The sequence below is a fragment of the Pseudomonas sp. LS-2 genome, assembly GCF_003605735.1.
Classification (GTDB): domain Bacteria; phylum Pseudomonadota; class Gammaproteobacteria; order Pseudomonadales; family Pseudomonadaceae; genus Aquipseudomonas.
Genome location: NZ_QXTJ01000039.1, coordinates 850,195 through 868,612, shown reverse-complemented (window position 1 = coordinate 868,612; position 18,418 = coordinate 850,195). Strand labels below are relative to the sequence as shown.

General features: G+C 59.1%; 12 protein-coding genes and 1 pseudogene. 6 read left to right on the top strand and 7 right to left on the bottom strand.

Going from position 1 to position 18,418, the window contains the following annotated elements:
- Positions 1 to 2: 2 nt before the first annotated feature.
- Positions 3 to 1,970 (bottom strand): protease modulator HflK, encoded by a 1,968-nt coding sequence (gene hflK / locus D3M70_RS25225; protein WP_120128312.1) that lies wholly within the window; start codon positions 1,968 to 1,970, stop codon positions 3 to 5.
- A 384-nt stretch (positions 1,971 to 2,354) separates the two neighbouring features.
- Between hflK and D3M70_RS25220 the strand changes: the two genes are divergently transcribed.
- Together D3M70_RS25220 and lpdA are read left to right on the top strand one after the other, a co-directional pair.
- Positions 2,355 to 2,999 (top strand): CDP-alcohol phosphatidyltransferase family protein, encoded by a 645-nt coding sequence (locus tag D3M70_RS25220; RefSeq protein ID WP_256659969.1) that lies wholly within the window; start codon positions 2,355 to 2,357, stop codon positions 2,997 to 2,999.
- A gap of 230 nt (positions 3,000 to 3,229) precedes the next feature.
- Positions 3,230 to 4,630, top strand: coding sequence for a dihydrolipoyl dehydrogenase (gene lpdA / locus D3M70_RS25215; RefSeq protein WP_120128311.1), 1,401 nt, complete (start codon positions 3,230 to 3,232; stop codon positions 4,628 to 4,630).
- A 166-nt stretch (positions 4,631 to 4,796) separates the two neighbouring features.
- On the opposite strand, the gene D3M70_RS25210 is transcribed toward lpdA, so the two are convergent.
- Complete coding sequence (locus D3M70_RS25210; protein WP_120128429.1) at positions 4,797 to 5,270, bottom strand: Lrp/AsnC family transcriptional regulator; 474 nt, start codon at positions 5,268 to 5,270, stop codon at positions 4,797 to 4,799.
- 155 nt (positions 5,271 to 5,425) lie between these two features.
- Here D3M70_RS25210 and D3M70_RS25205 point away from each other — a divergent pair, with 155 nt between their 5' ends.
- The 4 genes from D3M70_RS25205 (at position 5,426) to D3M70_RS25190 (ending at position 10,954) form a co-directional block, all read left to right on the top strand.
- Positions 5,426 to 6,055 carry a LysE family translocator gene (locus D3M70_RS25205; RefSeq protein ID WP_120128310.1) on the top strand — a complete coding sequence of 210 codons (630 nt, stop codon included), beginning with the start codon at positions 5,426 to 5,428 and terminating at the stop codon, positions 6,053 to 6,055.
- A gap of 180 nt (positions 6,056 to 6,235) precedes the next feature.
- Complete coding sequence (locus tag D3M70_RS25200; protein ID WP_120128309.1) at positions 6,236 to 7,855, top strand: glucan biosynthesis protein D; 1,620 nt, start codon at positions 6,236 to 6,238, stop codon at positions 7,853 to 7,855.
- A 509-nt stretch (positions 7,856 to 8,364) separates the two neighbouring features.
- Complete coding sequence (locus D3M70_RS25195) at positions 8,365 to 9,669, top strand: hypothetical protein (RefSeq protein ID WP_120128308.1); 1,305 nt, start codon at positions 8,365 to 8,367, stop codon at positions 9,667 to 9,669.
- Position 9,670: 1 nt separating this feature from the next.
- Complete coding sequence (locus D3M70_RS25190) at positions 9,671 to 10,954, top strand: hypothetical protein (RefSeq protein ID WP_120128307.1); 1,284 nt, start codon at positions 9,671 to 9,673, stop codon at positions 10,952 to 10,954.
- Positions 10,955 to 11,181: 227 nt separating this feature from the next.
- Here D3M70_RS25190 and D3M70_RS25185 read toward each other — a convergent pair whose 3' ends face one another.
- The 5 genes and pseudogenes from D3M70_RS25185 to D3M70_RS25165 all read right to left on the bottom strand — a co-directional run bounded on the left by D3M70_RS25185 (position 11,182) and on the right by D3M70_RS25165 (position 18,415).
- Positions 11,182 to 12,978, bottom strand: a complete 1,797-nt coding sequence (locus D3M70_RS25185) for an FAD/NAD(P)-binding protein (protein WP_120128306.1) — start codon at positions 12,976 to 12,978, stop codon at positions 11,182 to 11,184.
- Positions 12,969 to 14,988: pseudogene (gene sbnA / locus D3M70_RS25180) on the bottom strand (2,3-diaminopropionate biosynthesis protein SbnA). Before sbnA ends, D3M70_RS25185 begins: the two are co-directional and overlap by 10 nt.
- A 361-nt stretch (positions 14,989 to 15,349) precedes the next feature.
- Positions 15,350 to 16,294, bottom strand: a 945-nt coding sequence (locus D3M70_RS25175; RefSeq protein WP_256659968.1) for a SidA/IucD/PvdA family monooxygenase, incomplete at its 3' end; no start/stop codon positions are given.
- A 52-nt stretch (positions 16,295 to 16,346) separates the two neighbouring features.
- The gene (locus tag D3M70_RS25170; protein ID WP_120128305.1) at positions 16,347 to 17,294 is read right to left on the bottom strand and encodes an ABC transporter substrate-binding protein; all 948 of its coding nucleotides are present in this window, start codon (positions 17,292 to 17,294) and stop codon (positions 16,347 to 16,349) included.
- A complete protein-coding gene (locus tag D3M70_RS25165) occupies positions 17,291 to 18,415 on the bottom strand; it encodes an FAD-binding oxidoreductase (RefSeq protein WP_120128304.1) in 1,125 nt (374 codons plus the stop codon). The genes D3M70_RS25170 and D3M70_RS25165 overlap by 4 nt, the downstream gene beginning before the upstream one ends.
- Positions 18,416 to 18,418: the final 3 nt, after the last annotated feature.

Genomic DNA, 18,418 nt, shown 5'->3' with positions numbered 1-18,418 from the left:
CCTTATTCAGCCGATGGCTGTTCAGCTGACTTGGGCGACGCCGATGGGTCGACCGGGAGGGTAAAGGAACGCAGATCGATGGTAGGCGCACTGGTGCCGCCCAAACGGTGATCGAGCACCAGCAACTTGGCGTGGGTCAGGCCCTGAGTCAGCTGGCTCAAGTACTGCTCCAGCAAAAAAGCTTGACCGGCTTTGGCATAACCTTGCAGTTCGGCACTGAAACGCAGGTCCGCACCTTGCGCCGTGGCCATGGTTTCACGGGAGTTCGCCGCCGCTTGATCGTGAGCGATGCTGGCGTGCAATTGCGCGAGGTTGGCCTGATCGGCCGCTGCACCGCGCTCACGGGCGATCAGTGCCTGGGCGCTGATCTGCGCGGCCTGCACGGCGTGATAAGCGTTGGCCGCGCCGGCGGGTGGGTGGATCGATTCGACGACCGTGGCGAGAATTTCCACACCGCTGTCGAGCTTCTTCAAGTCGCGCTGCACGGCATCGCCAATGTCTGCAGCCAGATCGGTGCGCTGTTCACCGAGCAATTCGTCGAGGGTGCGCGAGGCAAAGTCATGGACAAGGATGCGGCTTGCTGTGCTGCGAATCAGGCTCGGGATATCGGCGCTGTTATAGGTCGCGGCCATCGCGGACTGATCGTCCAGTCCGATACGGTAAACGAAACGCACGTCCATGTTGACGATCTGAAAGCTCTGTTTGTCTCCAGAGCCGCTGGCGATGACTTGGGATTTATCGTTGATGTGGGTCGCGTCCCATAGCCGGTTTGCGGCAGCAGGCGGCGGGCCTTCGGCTGGATCGAGGGCCTGCTCGCTGCTGGCGCCTTCGGATACACTGGTGGCAAGCTCGTGCACCACGCCGTTCTCCACAGGCAACACGGTCCCGAACGGCCATGGCAGACCGGCGTGTAGACCAGGTCCCATGACGTCGACAGGTTTGCCGAAGCGCTCGTAGATACCACGTCCCTGCATTGGAATCTCATGCACACCGCTGAGCGCCCAGCCAAGGGCGACGATCACCGCCAGCACTGGCAGGAAGGCCCGGCGCATGTAGGTGAACGCCCAGATCTGTCGCAGGTCGATGCCGAAACGGTTGTGCAACTCGTTTTGCAGCGCCATCAGCGGACGCGGCGGCCAGCGCAACAGGCCGGCGACGAAACTGCTGGCGACGAGGCGGGGTTCCAGGCGTTCGTTGCGCGGGCTGAATATCGACAGCAATGCGCGAATCAGCAGTTCAACGGCCACCAGCCCCGGCAACAGGCCGATCAGTACCGCCAGACGCGCCGGCCAGACGCGGTCGGCGGAGGAAAAGAACAGACAGAACGCCGCGATCAGCAGGGTGCCAATCGCCACGCGAGCGATCTGTGCCAGTTGCTCGGCCTCGGGCAAGCTCGCTTCGGACTCGTTGCTGAACTGACGCTCCAGCACCAGCAGACCGAACCCGATCAACAGCAACAAACCGCCAACCACACTGCCCGCCAGACCGACATTGGTGCCGATCAGCGCCATGTTCCAGATCATTGAAATGCCGATCAGCGCCAGCAATGCCCATCCTGCCAGCCAGAACACGGGAGCGCCGATCTGGCCGACCATTGAGGTCCCTGCCCCACCGATGCGCCCGAGCAAGCGGTCATACCACCCCTGCTCATCAGCCTCGGCGACGTCATCCTCGGCCGCAATCAACACCTCTTCGGGTGCGATGACCCGCGCCCTCCACAGGGTCACGACTTGGGCCGACTGCAATGCAGAAGCGAATACCAGCAAGCTGACGGCACTGTTGGTCAGCACGGCCGTCCAGAGGGAATTGGGAGAGAACAGGTCAACGAACAGCGATACCACCAGCCCCATTACACCCGTGGCACCCAGCACATAGGTCAGCCGCGAAAGACGCCGAGCCTGTACCGTCGCGCGCTGAAACCTTGGAAGGCTCGCAGGTGCCGCCCCTTCAACATCCAGATCAACCCGCATTGACACTCCAGAACCTGTTGAACGCTGTAGTCATACTCTTCCTGTCCACTTCCGGGCCGCTCTTGAGCATTCCCAGGGCGCTGATTTACGAGGCGTTACGATATAACAGAAGTGGTGAAATTTTTGTCCGCTATTCGCGGGCGCACATGACGAATTCTTCACTCAGACAGCCCGCAGACAGGTTAGCCCGACGGCAGAACGCGACACGCCTGCGAATGTTCTCAGCCGCCCCTTCAAAGTCTGCAGGTTTATCTAGAGACGGCCCGCTTCATCCGCGGGCACTGGCGGGCTATCTCTCGGGTAAGGGCTCTTCTGCATCGCCGGCATACTCCGACAACTTGCACTATGCTCCCAAAAAGTTATCCACAGGCGGGCAGCCCTGCGATGATGCCGACGATACTGAAAACCCGGTTGCACGCACTCCTTCATCCGCTGGCCAGGATTCTGTTCAACGACGGCGTGCGCGCGATTCATGTAACGTCGTGCGCGGGCCTCATATCGGTAGCAGTTGGCGTACTGGCCGCGGCGTTTGCGTTTCATCCGGGGATCTTCGTGCTGATCCCCATCTGGATAATCATCCGAATGCTGTTCAATGCTGTCGAGACGTTGCTCATCACCCAGTTCGGTCAGCATTCGCGCTTGGGCACCTGCGCCCAGGAACTGAGCCGCTTAGTGGCCGAAACCGCTTTATTTCTGCCCTTTTCGGTCATTCCAAAGGTCAGTCTGTTGCTGGTCATGACCGTGACCCTACTGGCAATCTTCAGCGAATTCGCAGGCCTCCTTGGCCCTTTGATCAAGGCATCACGACGCAGGGACGGGCCCATGAAGAGCGACATTCGCCTGCTGTGTTTTGCCGTGTTCGGGGCTGGAATAGGCTCGGGATACGCCCTCACCGCGCCGATCAATATCGCCTTGGCGGTGATGACCATTCTGCTGCTGATGACCATCGTGACCCGCATACGCCGAGCGGTGACTGAGGTTGCAAAGCCCGCCAGCGCCACGCCGAGCAAAGTTGATGCACAGAGCTGACCATTTTGTTTCAACAGCTTTACACACAAGCTGCCAACATCTTATCCACAGGCCTGAATGCCTTCGTCTACGCCTTTTGTATGATCCCTTCGGACCGAGCAACGCTTGACCTAAAAACCTTTCCGAGCAGATATTACAAACATAATTCAAGTGATCCGGATCGTCCGGGACATTTTCAAAGAGCGGTCTACGCTTCCCTCCATTGTCGATTTTCCTTCAGGAGTGCGCACATGAGTAACTACGACGTTGTCATCATCGGTGGCGGCCCAGGCGGCTACAACGCGGCCATTCATGCGGGTCAGAAAGGCCTGAAAGTGGCCTGTGTCGAAGGCCGGGAAACCTTGGGTGGCACCTGTCTGAACGTCGGCTGCATCCCCTCCAAATCGCTGCTGCATGCTTCCGAACTCTACGAAGCAGCGGCAGGCGAAGAATTCAAGAAGTTGGGCATCGACGTCACTCCGACGCTGAACCTGGCGCAAATGATGGCGCAGAAGGCCGAGAGCGTCACCGGCCTGACAAAGGGCATCGAGTTCCTGTTTCGCAAGTACAAAGCCGAGTGGATCAAGGGCTGGGGACGCATCGCTGGCCCCGGCAAAGTCATCGTCAAGGACGCGAGCGGCGCAGAAACCGAGCTGACCGCCAAGGACATCATCATCGCCACCGGGTCCGAGCCAACCCCGCTGCCGGGCGTGACGATCGACAACAAACGGATCCTGGACTCCACAGGCGCGTTGTCTCTGAACGAGGTCCCCAAGCATCTGGTAGTGATCGGGGCGGGCGTGATTGGGCTGGAACTGGGTTCGGTGTGGCGGCGTCTGGGCGCGAAGGTCACGGTGGTGGAGTTCCTTGACCATGTCGCTCACGGCTCGGATCTGGAAACCGGCAAGACGCTGCACCGCTCGCTGTCACGCCAGGGCATGAACTTCAAACTCAGCTCGAAAGTGACCTCGGCGACCGCCAGCGAAAACGGTGTGAGCCTGAGCGTCGAACCGGCTGCGGGTGGTGAAGCCGAGTTGATCGAAGCGGATTACGTGCTTGTCTCCATCGGCCGTCGTCCGGTCACCAAAGGTCTGGGTCTGGAAACCGTTGGTTTGGAAGTCGACAAACGCGGTGTCCTGGCCAACACGGGTCATCGCACATCTGTGGATGGGATCTGGGTGATCGGCGACGTGACCTCGGGCCCCATGCTTGCGCACAAGGCCGAGGACGAAGCGGCGGTATGCGTGGAACGGATCGTCGGCAAGAAGGGCGAACTTAATTACAACCTGATCCCCAATGTGATCTACACCTGGCCTGAACTGGCGAGCGTGGGTAAGACTGAGGAACAACTGAAGGAGCAAGGCCGAGCGTACAAGGTCGGAAAATTCCCCTTTAGCGCCAATAGCCGGGCCAAGGTCAATCACGAGGCCGACGGCTTCGCCAAGGTACTGGCTGACGAGAAGACCGACGAAATCCTCGGCGTGCATTTGGTAGGGCCAAGCGTCAGCGAGATGATTGCCGAGTACTGCGTGGCGATGGAGTTCGCAGCGTCTGCCGAAGACATCGCGCTGACTTGCCATCCACACCCGACCCGTTCCGAAGCCTTGCGTCAGGCGGCGATGGGGGCAGGTGGGCATACGACGCAGGCGTAATGCAAAGCGGGCCTAGCGGACCGCACTCAGCACAGTTGCGTTGATCAGGCGCTGTGCCTTGATTCACCGATCCCTCTAGCAGCACGGCTTGCCGGCGGCAGCGCTTTGAAGCATGCCACCGCCAGCAAGCCGTACTGCGACAGTGCCGATAACACATCCCTTGTGATCAATCCGGCAAATGCCCCAACGGCAATGGACCTTGGGCCTTGAGAGTACGAATAGCGAAGTTGCTTCGAATATCACGCACACTGGGCATTTTCAGCAGCGTTTGGGACAGAAACTGGTCATAGGCACGCAGGTCCGGTACCACGACATGCAGGAGAAAATCTGACTCTCCCGATACCAGATGAGCCGAGATGACCTCAGGCAATGCCGACACCGTTTGATGAAATTTCTGTGCTTCATCTTCGTGATGGCGGTCGACCTTCACCCCGATGAACACCGTCAGCCCCAACCCCAGTGCATCGGCGTTCAACGTCGCCTGATAGCCGCCAATGACCCCGATCTCTTCCAGATGGCGCACCCGGCGCAGACAAGGTGATGCGGACAGCCCGATTTCATCCGCCAGTTGAACGTTGGTCAGACGACCATCGCGTTGCAGCGCATTGAGAATGCGGCGGTCATAAGCATCCAGTTTCACATTGGATAGATTTGGCATATCTGGAACTCAACAGGCATTGATTGGGGCAGAAAATGCCAATACTAAGCACCTATTGAGATAAATGCGCAAGCACCTACCCTGCCTTTCGAACATAGAATTTTCTTCGGTCAACCCACTGCCAGAGAGCCGAAGAAATGGAAAACCTGACGTTGTTTGTCATTGCCTTGTCGATGGTGCTTCTGTTGCCCGGACCGGACATGATCCTGTTATTGCAGACCGGCGCCCGCCATGGCCGTGGCAAGGCACTGGCCACTGCACTGGGCCTGGCAATCGCTCGCGGTGGCCACGTCGCGCTGGCGGCGCTGGGACTGGCGACGCTGTTCAAGGTCTCACCCTGGACGTTCGAAACGGTGCGCATGGTCGGCGCTGCATATCTGCTGTGGCTGGGCGTGAAAATGTTCAAGCCCGGCGCCATGAGCACAGCCCACACCTGCGGCGCCAGCGAGGCAACGATCAGTTGGAGCACCGCAATCTTGCGCGGTTTGCTGACCAATCTGCTGAACCCCAAGGCGCTGTTGTTCTGCTCGGTGCTGCTGCCGCAGTTCATCGATCCCGACGCTGGATCGGTGGCCGGACAATTCGCCAGGCTCGGGGTCATCCTGCTGTTTATCGGCCTGTCATTTGACAGTGTTTACGCCATGGCTGGAGGCTGGATCGGGCGCTGGCTGGCAAGCAGTCAAACCGCACAGCGCGTTCAGCAGTGGCTGTTCGGCAGCCTGCTTATCGGGTTCGCCATACGCCTGGCACTGATCCAACAGGCTTGAGCACACCCTTGGCAACACTCTGAAGCCCCGCAAGTAGCGCTCTGAAACGATTTTTTATCTTTTTTGCGAACAAGATGCCGAGATTGTTATCTGTTTGTTGGTAATTTGCGTTCGGCAAGGATTGGGAAAGCGCACTTTTTTGTGCAGGAAAGCACAGCATTTCTTCAGAGGCTTCACCTTATGAATCGCAGGAATCTCCTCAAAGCTTCCATGGCGCTGGCAGCCTATAGCGCGCTGCCCGCCTCTGGTCTTTATGCGGCACGCGCTCTGGCGGCTGCGGCAGATGGCGAAATCGAGCATTTCGACTTCAAGACCTTGCAAGAGCTCGCCAAGCAGATGGCCGGCAAAGCCTACGTCAGCACCAAGCAGAACCTGCCCCCTACCCTTGCGAACATGACGCCTCAGCAGTTCAATGCGATCAAATACGACGCCGGCCATTCCCTGTGGAACGACGTCAAAGGCCAACTGGACGTGCACTTCTTCCACGTCGGTGCAGGCTTCAAGACGCCCGTGCGCATGTACAGCGTCGACCCCGCGACCCAGGAAGCGCGCGAAGTGCATTTCCGCCCCGAACTCTTCAATTACGAAGCCAGCCGCATCGACAAATCTCAGCTCAAGGGCGACTTGGGATTCGCGGGCTTCAAGCTGTTCAAGGCACCAGAGATCGCGATCAACGACATCCTGTCGTTCCTTGGTGCCAGCTACTTCCGGGCCATCGACAGCAACAAGCAGTACGGCCTGTCGGCACGCGGCCTGGCAATCGACACCTACGCCCACAAGCCTGAAGAATTCCCTGATTTCACCAAATTCTGGTTCGAGAAGCCGACCAAGGATGCGACCCGGTTCGTGGTCTACGCCCTGCTGGATTCGCCAAGCGCAACGGGCGCCTACCGTTTCGACATCGACTGCCAGGCTGATCGCGTGGTTATGGACATCGACGCCCACATCAACGCTCGCGCCGACATCGAGCAAATGGGCATCGCCACCATGACCAGCATGTTCAGTTGCGGCACCCATGAGCGCCGAATGTGCGACACCATTCACCCGGAAATCCATGATTCGGATCGCCTGGCAATGTGGCGTGGCAACGGCGAATGGATCTGCCGCCCCCTGAACAACCCTGCCAAGCTGCAATTCAACGCCTTCGCCGACAAAGACCCGAAGGGGTTCGGCCTTGTGCAGACCGACCATGAGTTCAAGACCTATCAAGACACCGTCGACTGGTATCACCGCCGACCAAGCCTGTGGGTCGAACCCACCACCGCCTGGGGCGAAGGCTCGATCGACCTGCTGGAGCTGCCGACCACCGGCGAGACACTGGATAACATCGTCGCGTTCTGGAATCCGAAGGTGCCGATCAAGGCCGGGATGTCGATGAACTACGGTTACAAGCTCTACTGGAGCCCGCTGCCACCGGTCAGCACGCCATTGGCACAGGTTCACGCGACCCGCTCGGGTATGGGCGGTTTCATCGAGGGCTGGGCGCCAGGTGAGCACTATCCGGAGGTCTGGGCGCGCCGCTTTGCGGTGGACTTCAACGGCGGCGGCATCGATCGCTTGCCTGAAGGTTCGGGTATCGAGCCTGTGGTGACGGTGTCCAACGGCAAGGTCCAGGATTTCAACGTGTTGGTGCTCCCCGACATCAAGGGCTTCCGCGTGACGTTCGACTGGTACCCGACCAGCGATTCGGTGGACCCGGTGGAAATGCGTATGTTCATCAAAACCGGCGACCGCACGCTGAGCGAAACCTGGCTTTATCAGTACTTCCCACCAGCGCCAGACAAGCGCAAGTACACATGATCCCGCATCCTTGATCACGCTAACTCTATAGCAGTCCGGCTTGTCGGCGGTGGTGATCCTGAAATAGCCACCGCTGGCAAGCCGGACTGCGATCGATAAGGCCACGCACAACTGTTTACCCGCGCGTTGTAACGAAAAGGAGTCATAGAAAGCCATTCGCTAGTGTCATTTTGTGCCTCTACTGACAGCGTCAAATTTCTATCCATTAATTAAATCAAGCAGTTACGCAGAACGCGTTTCTCGAACCGTGAAAACTGTCCGAAAATTTGACTAATTGATTGACAGCCGCCGCATCTGCGGCTGATATATCCCCTGTCACGCCGTGTGAGAGGGATCCTTTTCGGCACACCCTCCTCCCTCCCGTTCGCGACTCACGATGACCCTAAGCTCAATCGACGGCCTGCGCCGACTTCGATGAGCGGTAGCTTTGCCTTGCAGGTGACATTCTCTTGTCATGGCTCTACGCCTGCTGACGATCTCCAATTCCAGCGCTCCCGAGGGGCTGTACCATGATGTCGACTTCCCCCGTTTACGTTGAAAAGCCGTCGATGCTGTCTTTCGACAAATCCACTGCCATCGTGCTGGTCGCCATCAGCCTGATTCTGGTGGAGACCTTTTCCGGCGCTCTGCGCTTCTATCTGGACAAGGCCGGTATTTCGGTGCTGCTGTATGGCCCGAAAGTCGCGTGTCTGCTGTTCTTCGCGCTCGAACTGCGCAACTTCAGGGCAGGTCCTGGCGTGTGGCTGAGTTTTCTGGTGCTGTTGCTCTCGTCTGCCTGGGCTGTGCTGAACGGCGCGGGGGCGGGCAACTTCGCCTTTGCGTTGTACGGCATAAGCCCATTGCTGTTCGGCCTGGCCTGCGGTGATCAGATCACACGCCATAAACGCTTGTTCATGTGGGCAATCGCCTTTGCGCTGTTCGCCTCGCTGGCGGGCATCGCGCTAGACAAGTACACCAATCTGCCGTGGAAGGGTTACAGCTACAGCATTGGGGGTACGGAGTTGAGCGCCAACACCACCTGGGCGTCGGAAGAAGCCGACCGGCCGGCCGGATTCGCGCGCATTTCAAGTGCACTGGCGATCATCATCTCGATCTTCAGCCTGTACCTGATCGCGACCCTTCGCTCCAAAACGCTTGCACTGGGCATCTGCGCCATCGGCTTTGCCGGCGTGGTCCTGACCACCAGCAAGGCGCCCGCGCTGGCCTTTATCGGCGGCGTCGGCCTGTTGATGATCGCGCAGTTTCGCTGGACCACCCGGGGCGCCATCGTCGCTGCAGTATTGCTCGGCATGTCGCTGCCCTTTATCGCGATGGCGTTCGATTTCGACCCGAACAAGGTATCAGCGGCCAACTCTCTCTCGTCGATCTACGACCGTCTGGTGAACACCTGGCCCAATGTGATCCGCGAACTGATGAGTGAAAACCGCGAATACACCGGCGCGGGCTTTGGCCTGGTGGGCAGCGCCGTGGCGGCATTTCCGGTAGTAGGTGCCGATCTGTTTATGGTGTCCGACAGCACGGTGGTTTATCTGTGGGCGACCTTTGGCCTTGCCGGGTTATTTCTCTACGCCCTGCACATCCCACTGTTCTTCATTCTGGCCAACAGCGTTACTCGCTACGGCCGGGCGATGCTGGCGACCGGGTTCTGCATTTGCATCGTCAGCTGGACGACCGACACACTGGAGGTCACGCTGGCGAACCTGTTCCTGGGCATGGCCATCGGGCATGCGCTCAACGCGAGGTCACAGGTTAGAACCACTGCCCCAAAGCCCCAGGAGCTGACCCAATGGAGCGGCCTGCCGGGCCTGAGCTGAGATGAATGCATTGAGTATTGGCCGCAGAAGCCTGCTGTTACTGTCCTGCCTGATCTTCACCCGCATTACTGCCGCCGACCCCTTCATCGTCGGCGTCGCCACGCATTCTATGAATAACCTGGCGCAACCGCTGCGCAGCCTCGAACTGGCGAGCGTTGCCGGGATTACCTCGGTACGTGACGACGCGTTCTGGTCCACCGCCGAACCGACGCCGAAACAGCTGCGCATCATTCCACAGTGGCGGGCGTGGCTGAACACGGCCAGCGCGCTGGATCTGCGCACCATGGTCATTCTGGGCTATGGCACCTCGTTCAACGGGAACGCCAAGCCGCGCGAACCCGAAATCAAGATTCCATACCTCAACTACGTCGACTACACCACGCGGCAATTGGGCAATGCGGTGCAGTACTACGAGGTCTGGAACGAATGGGACATCGAAGGCCCCAGCGATGCCCGCCTGAGCAGCGACTACGTTGCACTGGTCAAAGACGCAGCGCCGATCATTCGTAAAAACAATCCACAGGCCAAAGTGCTCGCGGGTGCTGTGACATCCGCCGGCATCAAGGGCGGCTTCGTTGACCGGATGCTCGCAGGCGGCGTGCTCAAATATGCCGATGGAATCTCATTGCACCCCTACGTGCATTGCGAAGGCCGCGATCACAACACACCCGAGAACTGGATAAACTGGCTGCGCGATCTGGATCGCCGGTTCACCAGCAAAGCCGGGAAGCCAGTCCCTCTGTATCTCACTGAAATGGCCTGGCCCAGTCATGAAGGCAACTGCGGCATCAGTGCCGTGCGGCAATCGGCGTACCTGGCGCGGGCGTACTTTCTGGCGCGCACCGTTCCCACGATCAAGGGTATGTGGTGGTACGACCTGATCAATGATGGCACCGTTCGGGATGATCAGGAGCACAACTTCGGCCTGCTCAATATCGATCTCAGCCCCAAGCTTGCGTACTCGGTCCTCAAGGCGATCAGCCCCTACCTGCGCGACTTCACTTACGATGCCAGCAACAGCCTGCAAGCCGATAACGTCTACAAACTGGCCTTCAGCGATGGCCGCGAGCGGGTGATGGTCGCGTGGGCAACGGGCCGTCCGCGTGACGAGCATGTCACGGCCGCGGCAATGAAGAACGGCCCCGTGCGCGTACTCGATACAGAAGCAGCCATTCAAGGAATGATCGACAGCCCGCAAAAATGGACGTGCAATGGGGATCAGTGTTCAGCACCTGTCACGTTGACGGAATTCCCCAAGATCATTCGTTTGAGCCCCGGCGCTTGAATGGAGCGGTAGCCCGGAAAAGCCCGCCTGACCCCGTCAGCGCGGGCTTTTTCATGCCTTCCTGAATCAGCCTGTAAAGAGTGGCAATCAGACACACGGCAGACATTTACCATTGGTAGGTCATGGCTCCGTTGGCAGGAACCAAGGCTGCCACAGATCGCGCCCTGAACAGATTGCGCAGTAGGGGCGCTCGGGAATCCATTCACGGTCCGCAACGGCCTTGGGACTCAATGTACAAGAATCCCCAACATCTCCCGCGCCATCCGATCTGCATCGACGAAAGCGCGTGAATAACTGCCCGACGAAGGCACGTAGTGGTTGTAATAAGTAGCGCCTTCGACGATAGGGCCGGTTATCCACAGATTCGGCTGGGCTTTGCCCACGCTGTTCACGTAACACCCTCCCAGATCGTCGAGGCTATGGACGATTCCTCTTTCCATGAGCTGTCGAATGATCACTGGTTGAACGACGGCGGTTGCGTTACTACTGACATGGGCAGCTATCAGTGCGTCAAGGGTGACAATCTGGTCGCAGTTCAACGTGATCGACACGGCGCCCGACGCTTTGTTGTGGATAACTTTCGATCCGTGAACCCATTGCAGTATTCCTGCCTCCTCAAGCGCCAGTATCTCCTGATGGCGCTCTTTCTGCGGCCCGGCCACCATGGGGTTGACCAGAGGGGCGTATTGGCTGAAGAAGATTTTGCGCGACGCGGGCGTCAGTCCACGGTTATCCACAACGCGCCGCAATTGTTCACGGCAACTTCTCCAGACTTCTACCGCGGCTTTAAGAGGGCTGTGATCAAGATCAACAATGCTCTCCTGCAAGTCCGCTTCAATGAAGGCTCGAACCCATTGCGCGTAATTATCCACAGGCGCTCGTAGATGGAGAGGTGCGAAGGCGCTGTCGTCCAGCATTTCAGCATCAAAGCGTCGGGCGAGCTCATGGGTTTTGCCTTCCATATCGCCCAACAGAAAGGCTGTCGCCAACTCGGATTTCACCCGTGCCGCAGATTCACCTCTCAACGCCGCGATCAAGCCGAAGTATTCCGCGAGCATTTCAGCCTTGAGCAGCGGGAGCACTTGACGCTCGAAATCCAGCCCCTGCGGATTGCCAGCTCGCAGATCGGCGACCGCCGACAGCGTGAAGATCAAGGGCGATCCGCCTGTACGATGCGCTGCAATATCCGGCCGGGTGCGGTATGGCAGGCCGCTTCGTGAATACATGAATACGCGCGGCTCTTCGCCGGAAGCCTTGTAGCGCAGACCTTCCGGTGCTTGGACGAACGCCCCGCCCCTGCCAACGGTCAACCCGGCCACTACATCCATCGCCGACAGTCCAAGTCCTTCCACACCCACGAGGTCTGTGGACGTAATACTGCTCAGCGAATTGGGCTGTGGATAAGGGCACACGCGGCGCGTAACACGATCAACTTTTTCCACAGGCATTGGGGCTTTGCCATGACCAATCGTGATCAATAGCCAATCCAGATGATGTTTTAGCCCATGCTCTGTGGACAGTTCAAAGCCGCCCAAATCGGTATGTTCGATTTTATCCACAACCGTGGCGTAATGAACAACATGCACATTGTCTGGCAACGTGCGAATCACTTCATCGTAGGTCCATGCCAGATACTCGCCGAGCCATCGGCGAGGAAGAAATTCGTTCGCCTGGACCGGCCGGCCCCCAGGTTTGAACCGCAAGCACCACTCGTAGAAATTCGGACCCTGGCGACCATTGGAACCGCCGAGCGCTGCCCGATCCGGGAACATCGAGATCTGCGACGCCACGGTGTTGAGCATCAGATAATCAGGCTGCTCTACCGAGTGCAGACCCGGCCCCGGCCGATGGGGATCGAACACACTGATCTCGACGCGACGCTCGCTCTCGCCGGCCAACGCACACAGTCGCTCCAGCAACGTCAAGCCGCGGGAGCCACAGCCAACAATACCGACCCTGATCGCGGGCTCTTTCGCATCGTTGGCAGAAAACCTTTCCTTGGGAAGCGCAGTGCTCAGTTCCATCTCAGCGTTTCTCCGAAGAACGAATCGATAGCGATCGCACGCGAGTCAGCCATCGCGGTATCGACGATGAATTTGCTCAGCGCCAGGTCCAGCACCCCCAGACCAAAGGGCGAGAAAATCGACGCTTTGCCGGGGTCCAGCTCGACCTCACCACGAATCAGACCCGCCAGGGTGCCGTTCATGAATGCACGATGGCCGATCAACTGCTCGGCCAGGTGCGGCGAAGTGTTCGCCTTCATGCAATGCTCCACGTCATCGCAGAGGTTGTTCGCTTCCAGCAGCAACTGCGGCGCGATGTCCCGCAACGAAATGTTCAGCACCACCTGCCCCGCTCGAAAGCTCATCGGCGGTTTTACATAAGGCTCGCCAGCGGTCGTGGCGAAGATCACCAGATCGGCAGCCAGCGCTTGTTCAAGCGACCCGGTGCGGGCTGTGCATAAGTCGATTTGTTCGATATAGCCGGACAGGGCCTTGGTCGAGGCATCGTCGAAATCATGGACAACTGCCTGGCCTATCTTCCAGTTTTCCACAGCCAGCATGCGTGCGATGTTGCGAGCAATGACGCCTGCGCCGATGAATCCCACGGAGTGCGCCTTACGTGACTGACCGTTGAGCCAGTAAGCACCTGACACCGCCGATGCCGCCGTTCGCACGGCACTGATTTGCGCTCCTTCGAGGCATGCGTAGGGGTAGCCGGTTTCGCGGTCGTTGAGGATGACGACTGCCGAAGCTCGAGGCTTCTGATCAGCGACATTGCCGGGGAAACTGGAAATCCATTTAATGCCGGCGACAGCGTCGTCGCCTTCAAGTGACGCGGGGAGCGCGATGATGCGATTGGCAGGTTGCTGTGGAAAACGCAGAAAGTAGCTGTCCGGATTGAGCGTCAGGCCATCGTGATGCTGCAGATAGACCTGCTCCACGCGAGCGACCATCGTGTGCGCCTGACTGTCGAGGAGGTCCTTGATCACGGCGCCGGGAATGACGTGGAAATCAGACATGGGCTTCCTCCCCCTCGAAGGTGTGGACGTAATCGTGAAGGTAACGACTGATGGGCTTTGAGCTCAGCGCCGACAGTTCGGCGCGGCCAAACTTCTGCATGACCCACTCGTCGTTGTAGATGGTCTCCAGATACCGTTCGCCCGCATCGGGGGAGATCGCCACCACCACGGCGTCTTTGGGAATCCCCAACGATGGCGCTGCCAGGCCGGCCACCACCGTGCCCGTCGAACCGCCCGCCAGAATGCCGTTGGACCTAGCGAGCCAGCGGCACATCGCGACGGTCGCGCGCTCATCCACAACCTGCTGCTTGTGCAGATGATTGGACTTGAAGATCGGCGGCATCTGGCTCGAACCCAACCCCGGAATGAAACGCTTGCCGGGGGCCTGGCCAAATGTCACCGAACCGGCACTGTCCACGGCAATGATCTTGGTCCGGGGCGAATGCTTGCGGAAATACTGCACGCAGCCCATCAGCGTACCGGTAGTACCGGCGCCCACCACCAGATAATCCAATGCGGGAAACGCGATATGAATCGAGCGTGCAGTGGTCTGCTCATGCGTCCGAGCGTTGGCAGGGTTGCTGTATTGATTGAGCCATAGATGGCGCGGATCTCGCGCCACGGTGTCGCGAATGTAACGGATGCGGGTCCCTAGATAGCCGTCGTTGTCGTCGCGTTCGGTGACGATCACAATCTGCGCGCCAAAGGCTTCCATCATCTTGATGTTGTGCAGATTGGTGTTTGGATCGACCACGCAGCAGAACTTGTAGCCGCGCTCGGCACAGATCATCGCCAGCGCTACACCAAGGTTGCCTGAGGACGACTCGATCAGCACGGTGTCCTTGTGGATAAGTCGGCGCTCGGCATAGGAGTCGATCAGGCCGATGGCTGTCTTCATCTTGATGGAGCCTGCCGGGTTGCAGGACTCCAGTTTCAGATGGAGATTTTCGAACCCTAGCCCCTTGAGCCGGACGAAGTTGGAATCGCCAACGATATGAGAAATGAAGTTCATGGCCGTGCCTCGGCGCGCGCAGGTTTGGACAATGCTGGATGAGCCACCACCGGCGCCAGTTGTCGAGGCTGAGTGGCCAGCAGCGCATCCGTCAGTTGCTGAGCGCGTAGCGCAACCATCGAGAACGACTGCGCATCGCTGATGCCGTGGGTTTTTTCTGACGTGCCATTTGCCAGTATCTGCAAGCCTTCGCTGTTTTGCAGACCGACGCGGTAATGCCGATCCACTGCGAGACTGCCGTCCTCTTCACGCAGCAGCCAAGGTTGCAACAGCGTCAATAACGGGGGCACCGCCAGTTGCTCGTAACCGGTGCCGAGCACAATGCCGTCTACATACAGCGTGGTCTCCACACCCGTGTTGNGACGCTGGACCAGGTGTGCAGATTGAGGCGCTGATGCCCACTGACCTCGCCTTCGTACATGAAGGAGTACAACGCCTGACTTTCGTCGGCGTCGATGCCCGCGTAGTTGGTCGAACGAATCTCGTCGAACACTTTGCTGCGACGGCCAGGCTCCAGTTGATGGAAGTAATCCACCTGTTCCGGCAGGAACGCCATGTTGGGAAATTGCCCGAGCTGACCCACGCGGAACCCGACACCCCGATGAACCGAATGCACTTGAGTGGTCGGCGCTGCGCCAAGCAGATGCGCGACGGCCTCACCGGCGCTTTGACCCGAGCCCAGCACCAGCCAACGCTGGGCGATCGGCCCGCCGCCCAGGTGGATGTTTTTAAGATATTGCGAGGTGTGGAATACACGACCGCCCAGATGAGGGCTGAACGCTTCGGGAATTCTCGGCAGGCTGCCATGGGAAAGAACCAGCCGCCTGGTGCGATACGTCCCCTGTGCGGTGATGACGTCGACCCCCTTGAGAATGCCTTTTTCGGTCACCGGGAGCACATCGAGCACGCCCTCCTCGTAGGCCACGTAGTCTTTCAGCTGCGAGGCCACCCAACCGATGTAGTCTGACCACTCCACGCGACTGGCCGGACGTCCCAGCAGGCCGAACTTGTACAGGCGCCCCTTTTCCTTCAGGTACATCGCGAACGAGAAACGGCTGCGGGGATTGCGCGGTGTCACCAGGTCTCGAAAAACGTGATGGTTGATATCGGTACCAGCCAGCAGGAACGCGCCATGCCACGTCGAATCGCGTCCCTTTTCAAAGAAGCGCACCCGCGCAAACGGCTTTTTGCCGTTTTCCTCGGCTTCGTCTTCCAACGCACAGGCCAGTGCGATACCGGCGGGGCCGAAGCCGACCGACACGACGTCCAGCTCCTGACGCAAACCCTCGATTTCAAACTGATTCATGGTGGTCCTTCCTGAAAGGTTTAAAGACTTGGCGAGCCCGAAGAGGCCCGATTCAACACAGCAAGCGCCGTTCGTGGGCACATTCGTCGGCATAGACCCACAGCGAAACCCGGGCGTGATCGTTTTCCCCGTTGCTGAAACTGATGGGGCCGGCGGGTGTGGAAAACTGTTCGAAGCGCAGTGCATCCAGCAGCCCGCGGGGCTGAGACATCGCTAGATCCACCAGCGAGAACGCCGCCAGTGTTTCGATGGCGTAGACCGGAGCCTGCTCGCCGTAGATGCGCTGATAGGCCAGATCCACTGATTGGGCCTCGGGCAGATCGGAGGCGATGGGAAAACTGACCACGTAGACGGTACCGGTTCGTTCCAGGCCATCGACCAGCGCTGGCGAAGCAGCGTCATCCGTGAAGAAAAGTGGTAATCCACAACCGCCAGCACGGTTGTCCACAAGGAATTGGCGACTGGCTTTCAAGCGTCCGCAGAACACCAAAGCTTGGGCCTGGCGATTGTCCTCGACGATTTCGACTGTGGATAACGTTGCTGCGGCCTGTAGCTCACGCAGTTGTTGCTGACCATGAAGACTGGGATCAGCAGACAGGGCCAGCCTGAGTAGCCCTTGGCTTTCAGCGAAGGCCAGCAATCGTCTGGCAATTACACGGTCCGATGCACAAACACGGAAAGTGGTGCTGCCGTCTTCGGTCAGTGCGGCACACGTCGACGCCGGAAGAATCAACGGAATGCCGGCCTGTGCATAAGTTTGCACGACGGCTGCAGCGGACTCGGAAGCGAAATGACCGATCACAGCATCCACACGCGCTTCGATAAAGCTCCTGGCCGCCGCACGCCCGCCGTCGGCGTTGGCATCGTCATTGAAATAGAAGTGGCGGGCCCGACGCACATTGCCGAACAGATGGCTGGAAAGGTACACGCCTCGCAGAAAGCTGCGAGCGTGCAACGTAGTGCCGACGTCCAGTGCGGCGCAGATCCCCAGCCGCATCATGAAAAGGCAACCTCGGTAAAACGCGAGGGACAGAACGCTTCCATGATCGAACGGTGCTCCCCCTCCATCTGCGAGCCGGCCATCAGCCCGCCCAGTTCGAACGCCAGCAACTCGGCGACGCTTGGCGCCATCTTGAAGCCGATCCCGCAGAATCCGGTCGCCAGATAAATATGACTTTCGCGTGTGGAGCGGCCAATCAGCGGACGGCCATCTTCGGTGTAGGCGTCCCAGGCAATCTGGGTCACGACCGGGAGGGTGTGCAGTCTGTCGTAGCCGAGCCGGGTGACGCGCTCCACGACGTCCTGTTCGTTGTCCAGCAACGACAGGTTCAACTGCTCGGCGCGATCCGCGCGATGACGACGCTGCCCGCCGACCTGCATCAGGTTGCGTCCGAGTGGCAAAAGGTAGGTATTCAGATGGTGAGCAATTATCGGCATGCTCGGCACCTGATCGCAGCTCAACCGTGTGAACGGAATGGTGCGCGCATGCACTGCGCCGACAGGTCTTGAGACCGGACTGGAAGCGCCACAGGCATCCACGACCCACGTAGCCTCCAGGCATAACTTGCTCGCATGTACCTGAACCATGCCATCGAGTTCGACGCAACGATCAACGGCCAGATGATCGAGGAACGTCGCTTTCTCGCTGATGTACCGACACAAGTTGGACACCGTGACCCTGGCATCGACCATCCCGCCATCGCGCTCGATGAGCAGGCATTCGTCGCGGCAGAACGGCGTGAAGCGGCCGTTATCCAGCGCGCTGACGGAGGCATGCAGCTCGACACTCTGGGTTCCTTCGCTACCCACCGCATCCAGATAACGACCGCAGACCTCAGAGCTGGCGATGTAGGCAACCCCCGTACGCTTGAGCGCCTGCTCGAACATGGCGTGGACGATGCCGGTGTTGCCATGATGGGCCCCGCGCCGGGTCAGTGGCCGCAGCGCCGGATCCAGTTCCAGACCCCGAACGATCCCGCCCGTGTCGCGTGTCGCGCCCTGGCCGCCAGCGATGCCCTTTTCCATAAGGGCGACATCCAGACCGCTTTCGACGAGGGCTGCGGCGATTGACGATCCCATCACCCCGGCGCCGATCACAATCACATCGAATGAGGTTTTCATCAG